The organism is Streptomyces sp. NPDC107517 (assembly GCF_055582645.1).
Genome location: NZ_JBVJPM010000084.1, coordinates 1 through 4,354, shown reverse-complemented (window position 1 = coordinate 4,354; position 4,354 = coordinate 1). Strand labels below are relative to the sequence as shown.

5 protein-coding genes are annotated in these 4,354 nt (G+C 67.5%); 4 read left to right on the top strand and 1 reads right to left on the bottom strand.

Annotated features, from left to right (window positions below; all coding sequences use genetic code 11):
• Window positions 1-108 precede the first annotated feature (108 nt).
• Complete coding sequence (locus ACZ67T_RS46120) at window positions 109-339, top strand: transposase (RefSeq protein WP_469993047.1); 231 nt, start codon at window positions 109-111, stop codon at window positions 337-339.
• A gap of 2 nt (window positions 340-341) precedes the next feature.
• Window positions 342-1,073 carry an IS3 family transposase gene (locus tag ACZ67T_RS46115; RefSeq protein ID WP_469993045.1) on the top strand — a complete coding sequence of 244 codons (732 nt, stop codon included), beginning with the start codon at window positions 342-344 and terminating at the stop codon, window positions 1,071-1,073.
• Window positions 1,074-1,191: 118 nt separating this feature from the next.
• Here ACZ67T_RS46115 and ACZ67T_RS46110 read toward each other — a convergent pair whose 3' ends face one another.
• Window positions 1,192-2,433: an IS110 family RNA-guided transposase gene (locus ACZ67T_RS46110; RefSeq protein WP_469993044.1), complete on the bottom strand. Its 1,242-nt coding sequence runs from the start codon at window positions 2,431-2,433 to the stop codon at window positions 1,192-1,194.
• 548 nt (window positions 2,434-2,981) lie between these two features.
• Between ACZ67T_RS46110 and ACZ67T_RS46105 the strand changes: the two genes are divergently transcribed.
• On the top strand, window positions 2,982-4,094 hold the full coding sequence (locus tag ACZ67T_RS46105) for an IS110 family RNA-guided transposase (RefSeq protein WP_469993043.1): 1,113 nt from the start codon (window positions 2,982-2,984) through the stop codon (window positions 4,092-4,094).
• A gap of 1 nt (window position 4,095) precedes the next feature.
• Window positions 4,096-4,323, top strand: coding sequence for an integrase core domain-containing protein (locus ACZ67T_RS46100; protein ID WP_469993049.1), 228 nt, complete (start codon window positions 4,096-4,098; stop codon window positions 4,321-4,323).
• Window positions 4,324-4,354 lie beyond the last annotated feature (31 nt).

The following is a 4,354-nucleotide window of genomic DNA, read 5'->3' as shown; positions in this document are numbered from 1 at the left end:
TGTCCCTCCCCTCGTAGCGTGAAGACCATGGCTGCAGGGGAAGTTGGGAGTCATGGCGGAGAAGCGACGGAAGTTCGATCCGGAGTTCCGTGAGGGGCTGTACGGATCGTGGCGGAGACCGGGAAGTCAATCGCCGAGGTTGCGAATGACCTGGGGATCAACGAGACGACCCTGGCCACCTGGGTGTCCCGGGCTCGGCAGGCCGGGACGAGGCCGGCTGGCGGGAGCGAGGAGTTGGAGCGGCTGAGGCGGGAGAATGCCCAGCTCAAGCGGGACAACAAGGAACTGGGCATGGAGCGTGATGTGCTCAAACGCTGCATGGTCCTGTGGGTGAAGTAGCCGTGGCGGACCCGGCCCAAGTGGTCGGGGTGATCAGCGACTTCAGGACCGAGCACGGCATTTCGCACCGCGTCTCGTGCCGGGCGTTGGGCGTCAGCGAGTCGTGGTTCTACAAGCACCGCACCCGCAAGCCCACCCGGCGGGAAGTACGCCGCCAGCAGCTGGCCGAGGCGGTGACCGAAGAGTTCACCGATTCCGGCGGCACCTATGGCTCACCGAAGATCTGGATCCAGCTGGTGCGGCAGGGCTGGCGTGTCTCGGTGAACACCATTGCCAAACTCATGGCCGAGCTCGGTCTGGTGGCCCGCAAGGTGCGTCGCCGGCGAGGGCTGACCCGGCCCGGCAAACGACTGGCCGCCCCTGACTTCGTGCACCGCGACTTCACCGCCGAGGACCCTGACCTCGTCTGGTGCGGCGACATGACCGAGATCGAAACCGGCGACGGGAAGTTGTATCTGGCCACGGTCATCGACCTGTTCTCCCGTCGCCTGCTCGGTTACGCGATGGGCCCGCGGCACGACGCCGACCTGGTGGTCGCCGCGTTGCACATGGCCGCGGCCACCCGCGGCGGCGACGTCCGTGGAGTGATCTTTCACAGCGACCGCGGAAGCGAATACGGCTCACGGAGATTCCGCCGGGCCTGCCGCAAGTTGGGTGCCTTCCAGTCCATGGGGCGCGTCGGCTCGTGCTTCGACTGTGAGGATGATCGGGTGCCGCTTCGGGCGGTGGCCTGACCCGTGCTTCGACTGGCGTTGCTGCCTTGGCGTTGATCTGTCGGCCACTGCCTGGAGCGGTACTCGCTGCCGCCGGGCAGAGGACGTGTCCCGATAGACATCTCAGCGAGCTAAGAAGTCAACTGGCAGCCGTGATTGATGACGTGAGGGACGTGGTGAAGGCACGTTGTTCGTCGAAGTGGAGCCGGTGCTGAAGGCAGTGGTGGAGTTGGCCGAGCATGCGGTTCAGGAGGTTTCGTTGAGCGCTGGCGTGCCAGTCTCCGTGTTCACGTCGGCGGCGGTAGTGGGCGTCTGCTCCGGGCGATGCCTGGAGTGAGGAGAAGGCCCAGAGGAAGCCGGCGTGCATGAGCCGGTTGTTCTTCACCATGCGCCTGCCGACGTAGTGCTTCTTGCCGGAGGCGCGGGTGATGGGTGCGGAGCCGGCGTAGGCCTTGAGGCCGCGGGCGTCAGCGAAGCGGTCGGGGTCGTCGCCTATCTCCGCCAGGACGCGGGCGCCGAGCTGGGGGCCGAGGCCGGGGAAGCTGAGGAGTATCTCGGCGTCCGGGTGCTCGCGGAAGGCTGTCTCCGTAGCCTGGGCGAGGTCGTCGCTGGCCTGGCAGGCCGCGTCGAACTGCTTCAGCAGGGCGAGGAGTTGGTGGCCGAAGGCGTCCTCGATGGCCTGCGGCTGATGAGCGTGGTCGTCCCGCAGGACGTCGCGCAGTCGCTCGGCCTCGGCGTCGATGCCCCGCTGGCGGCCTCCGCGCTTCAGTGCGGCCCGCAGCTGGGCGAGCGACAGCCGGGCCGCCCTGGCCGGAGTGGGGGCGGTGGCGAGCACGGCGCGGGCGTCCGGCCGGGCCAGGCCGCCGGGCTTGCTCTGGAAGGCGGCCAGCGCGGCGGGGTAGTACTCGCGCAGGAGCGAGCGGATTTGGTTGCCGAGCTGCTGGCGGTTCCAGACGGCGTCCTGCTGGGCGCGGGCCAGGACGGTGACGGCCCGGCCCTGGTCGGAGTCGGCCGGCAGGGGGCGGTGCACGGCCATGTCGGTCCGGAGGATGTTCGCCAGGACCAGGGCGTCGCCCGGGTCGGACTTCTTGCGCGAGACGCCGTGGCGGTCGCGATAGCGGGACGCGGCGAGCGGGTTGATCGCGAACACCTTCCGGACGCCCGTACGCAGGGTGGCCACGAGCAGGCCACGACTGGTCTCGATGGCGACCGGGATGGGCTCCTCGGGACTATCGTCGTGCTCGGCGAGCAGGTCCAGCAGCAGCCGGTAGCCAGCCGCGTCGTCGCTGATCCGGCGCTTGGCCAGCAGCTCGCCGGCGTCGTCGATCAGGGCGACGTCATGATGCGATTCTGCCCAGTCTATGCCGCAGAAGATCCTCAAACCCAGTCTCCCAACTTTGCCTGTTTCCGCAGGTCACGAGCACATGCGGGTCACGCGGCGCCCTAATCCCAGGACTCTGATGGTCCGCCATCTCAGTAGCCATTCGCGACACCAGCGCACCCCAGGGGCCCCCGTCTGTGCCAGAGCTCACGGCTCGCGGAGATCAAGAAGAGGTCACCCTGGAGCGGGCTCGTACCACGACGGCAAAAAACGACGATCACCGGTGGGTTTCGTGGCGGCCCGAAGACGCCGGGCGGCCTGCTCTATCGGGAGGCCTCGACGGGCCAGGGGCCTTTCAAGGATCGGCCCGGCGCCCACGCGACCACCACGAAACCCACCACGTGGCAGCACCGCTCTTTGAGAAGGCCTAACAGGCCCGGGGGGATCCAGGTGTCTGTCACGTCAGGCCCCCCGGAAACTCAATCGGAGTGTTTCGGGAGCGCCTTCACACAGGATTAGGGGCCTTCGCGACAGGCACCATCACAGTCTTGACCGCCCCGGCCCGGCGACGGCCACCAGCACCCGAGGCGATCAGGAGACAGGCGACCTTGACCAGCATCACGCAGCCCACGGCCCCATGTCACGTCCCGTCCAACTCCGAGGAGGACATCCTGCTCGGCGTTGACACCCACAAGGACATCCACGCCGCGGCCGTCATCACCACGCTCGGCGCCGCTCTGGACGGCCGCAGCTTCCCGGCCACCGCAGAGGGGTATCGTCAACTCCTCTCCTGGGCACGCTCCTTCGGCGTGCTGCGGCGAGCCGGAGTCGAGTGCACCGGATCCTACGGGGCAGCTCTGACGCGGCACCTGCAGGCCGAGGGCATCGAGGTGACCGAGGTCAACCAGCCCGACAAGGCCGCCCGACGGCGCCACGGCAAGACCGACGCCATCGATGCCGAAGCAGCTGCTCGTGCTGTGTTGTCCGGTCGTGCCACCGCCGCGGCGAAGACCAGCGACGGCCCGGTGGAGATGCTGCGGCTGTTCAAGCTGGCGAAGGGGTCCGCGATCAAGTCCAGGACCCAGGCCATCAACCAGCTCAAAAGCGTCCTGGTCTGCGCTGACGCCGGACTTCGCGAGTCCCTGGCAGGGCTGAGCAACCCGAAGCTGTTCCAGCAGTGCGCCGCACTCGCGAAGCCGGAGATTTCCGGGCCGGCAGACGCCGCGCGTCACACCTTGGGACTGCTGGCCCGCCGCATCCAGAACCTGACCGAGGAGATCAACGACCTCAACAAGCGGATAACAGAAGCGATCCAGGCGAGCACTCCGGGCCTGCTCAACGTCCACGGTGTCGGCCCGGACACCGCAGCAGCCCTGCTCATCTCGGCCGGAGACAACCCCGAACGCCTCGACAGCGAAGCCTCCTTCGCCGCCCTGTGCGGCACCAGTCCGGTCGAGGCATCCTTCGGCAAGACCCAGCGACGCAGACTCAACCGGGGCGGCGACCGCCAGGCCAATGCCGCTCTCTACCGGATCGTCCTCAGCCGCCTGCGCTGGGCGGGACCTTCCCAGGACTACCTGCGGCGACGCCTCGCGGAGGGCAAGACTAAACGCGAGATCATCCGCTGCCTCAAAAGGTACGTCGCACGAGAGATCTACCGGTTCATCGTCCCCGCAAACACCGCCACACACCCCACGGAAGCAACCCGAGACGCCACTTGACATCCATAGGGGCATCAATGCCGTCAGCGAGGCGTTCAACAGCGTCCTCAAGGTCGAGTACGTCCACCGGCACGCCTTCGCCACCCGCACCGAGGCACGGATCCGGATCGCGACCTGGATTACCGACTTCTACAACACACGACGGCTACACAGCGTGTGCGGTTTCGCGAGCCCGATCGACTACGAACGCGACTACTGGGCCAGCCTCAACGAGGAGCTGGCTGCATGAGAAGGTCTCCACGATTCGGGGGGATTGACAC